The sequence below is a fragment of the Rothia sp. HMSC069C10 genome (assembly GCF_001812205.1).
Classification (GTDB): domain Bacteria; phylum Actinomycetota; class Actinomycetes; order Actinomycetales; family Micrococcaceae; genus Rothia; species Rothia mucilaginosa.
Genome location: NZ_KV808297.1, coordinates 337795 through 340634, shown reverse-complemented (window position 1 = coordinate 340634; position 2840 = coordinate 337795). Strand labels below are relative to the sequence as shown.

Annotated in this window: 3 protein-coding genes; all 3 read left to right on the top strand. The window is 60.5% G+C overall.

Annotated features, from left to right (window positions below):
• A partial coding sequence (locus tag HMPREF2842_RS03600; RefSeq protein ID WP_070642762.1) for an IS256 family transposase occupies nt 1-1021 on the top strand: 1021 nt, incomplete at its 5' end.
• A 98-nt stretch (nt 1022-1119) separates the two neighbouring features.
• Nucleotides 1120-1713, top strand: a complete 594-nt coding sequence (locus tag HMPREF2842_RS03595; RefSeq protein WP_005505324.1) for a protoglobin domain-containing protein — start codon at nt 1120-1122, stop codon at nt 1711-1713.
• 324 nt (nt 1714-2037) lie between these two features.
• Nucleotides 2038-2670 (top strand): site-specific integrase, encoded by a 633-nt coding sequence (locus tag HMPREF2842_RS03590; RefSeq protein ID WP_314684801.1) that lies wholly within the window; start codon nt 2038-2040, stop codon nt 2668-2670.
• The last annotated feature ends 170 nt before the right edge of the window (nt 2671-2840 follow it).

Genomic DNA, 2840 nt, shown 5'->3' with positions numbered 1-2840 from the left:
CGGCACCATTGACGTGGCGATCCCCAAGCTACGCTCAGGCACCTACTTTCCAGAGTGGCTGTTGCAGCGCCGCAAACGCTCCGAAAACGCCTTGATCACAGTGGTCGCTGACTGCTACCTAGCAGGAGTATCCACACGCCGCATGGACAAGCTCGTCAAAACCCTGGGGATCACAGGACTATCGAAGTCCCAGGTCTCACGGATGGCAGCCGACCTGGACGAACACGTGGACGAGTTCCGCCATCGCCCCCTCGACGACGCTGGGCCTTTCACGTTCGTCGCCGCTGATGCGCTCACCATGAAAGTGCGCGAAGGAGGACGCGTCGTCTCGTGCGCGGTCCTGGTTGCCACCGGAGTCAACAATGACGGACACCGCGAAGTACTGGGGGTGCGCGTATCCACCAGCGAGACCGGCCCGGCGTGGAACGAGTTCTTCGCCGACCTGGTCGCCCGAGGCCTCACCGGCGTGCGCCTGGTCACCAGCGACGCCCATCTGGGCCTGGTCGAAGCCATCGCAGCGAACCTACCCGGAGCCACCTGGCAACGATGCCGTACCCACTACGCCGCGAATCTCATGTCCGTCACCCCCAAAGCGCTATGGCCCGCCGTCAAAGCGATGCTGCACTCGGTGTACGACCAACCCGACGCCGCCTCAGTCAACGCTCAATACGACCGGCTCTTGGACTACGTGAACGACAAGCTCCCCGCCGTGTGTGATCACCTCGATCAAGCCAGGGCAGACGTCCTCGCGTTCGCCTCCTTCCCCACCGGGGTATGGACCCAGATCTGGTCCAACAACCCCAATGAGCGCCTCAACCGCGAAATCCGCCGACGCACCGACTCCGTGGGGATCTTCCCCAACCGCCAGGCCATCATCCGCCTGGTCGGAGCCGTCCTCGCCGAACAAAACGACGAATGGGCCGAAGGCCGACGCTACCTCAGCCTCGACATCCTCACCAAATCACGACTCACACCACAACCCACCCAACAGGAGGAACCCCCACTCCAACTCAGCGCATAACCCACCCCGAAGGACACAAAACGATTACACCACTCCACAGGACTTGACCTGAGCAAGAGCACGTTCTACAATTGACGCATAAGTTCAAGGAGGTTCGCATGACCGCTTACGATCACTCGTCGGGGTACACCTACGGCACCGATGCCGTCCCCACGTCTCCGCTCACACTCGAGGATCTACGCCAGATTGAGGCCGCCGCGCACGTCCAGCCCGGTGACGCAGAGCTGCTCGCGCGAGCAGAACCCATCCTGGCGCCGCATGCCATGGAAATGGTCGACACGTGGCGCGGGATTTTGGCTCAAAAGACCTACCTGGCAGCACATTCCGCGCATCCGGATGGACAGCCGAACCCCGAGTACGCGCAGGCGTCAAAGCCCCGATTCGCCCAGTGGATCATCGACATGTGCACGCGCGAGCGGGATCAGGCGTGGTTGGACTACCAGTACCTGATCGGAGCTCGACACATGACCGCGGCGAAGAACGCGGCGGATGGGGCGGACTCGACGCCATTCGTGCCTCTGCGCTACGTGCTCGCCTTCATCGCGCCGACTGTGGAGGTCGGGCACCGTCTCCTGGCGGAGGGCTTCGAGGGCGCAGAACTGGACGCTGTCCGTGACGCGTGGACTCGCGCTGTGACTGTCGCCGTGACAGTGTGGGCGTATGCCTACCGCGATCACCCCGAGCAATTCTGATCCGGCGCTCGCCACCTACGACTCCCCCATCGGCCGCCTCACGCTTGATAGCGGTGTATTCGTCTTTCGCACTCTCTGACTGCTCTCCCTGGAAGCCTCAGTGGCTTCCAGGGAGAGCTTTCTTTCTGGGTTATAGGACACTACGTGTTGCTGGTTGGGTGACTTTTCGGCTTTCTGGTGCGGGAAAGTCACTCTTTCAGTTGGTCGTGTTTGCCTCGTTCCTGTGAATACTGCATCGTGCTCTGTGTGTGGCTGCCCCATGATCCGTCACGGTAAGAAGTCAACAGGAGGTCCTTTGAAGATCGCGGGGGTAGAAGTCCGCTCATCATCAAGGACCTCGACCTCTACCCACAACCCCCGACCAATACCTGGTCACCCACACTAGTACCACCCAAACGAGGCAGGTACACGCTAGAGGACCGCGTTGCCGTCCACCGCTGCTGCATCGACCTAACCCTGCTCCAAATGGCCACAGGGCTGCGCGTAAGCGAAGCAAGAACTCTCATGTGGGACGACATCATCACCGACGACCAAAACCGCCCAGCGTGCATTATTCGGGCTGAAAACGCCAAGACAGGCACCACCCGCGTCGCGGCTCTCGTCGAGCCTGCGGTCTATGAGCACCTTACCCGTAGACGAGATGAAGTCGGTGGAGCCTACGTTGTGGGCGCACCGCTCAACCCAGACACCGAGTGGGACAGATACAACGCTCAGAAGGCTCTCAAGGCGTTCTACAAGGATCTGGCTCGCGACTGCGGAGTGCCTCTGCTGGAGACCCACCGCACCCACGTCTGGAGAACCACCCTCAACACCATGTACCGCACGGACGTAGACGCGCTACTGCGTGCTCGAACGCTCGGCCACTCGGTCGATGTGAACGCACAGGCATACTCAGACCTGTCAGACCTCACAACGCTGTACGAGGCAGCCCGAGCACGGCGTAGGGAGGAAAGGTAGTCCCTACCTTATTCCCTATCTTTCGTGAGGATATGCCGGTAACTTCAAGTATCTTTAGGGAAGGATAAGGGGACGGTTACCGCACAATATCAACGATTACTTGGCTGTATCTCACTGTTTCATTAAAAAGAGATGCAGACCCCGGAGGTCGCAGGTTCAAATCCTGTCCC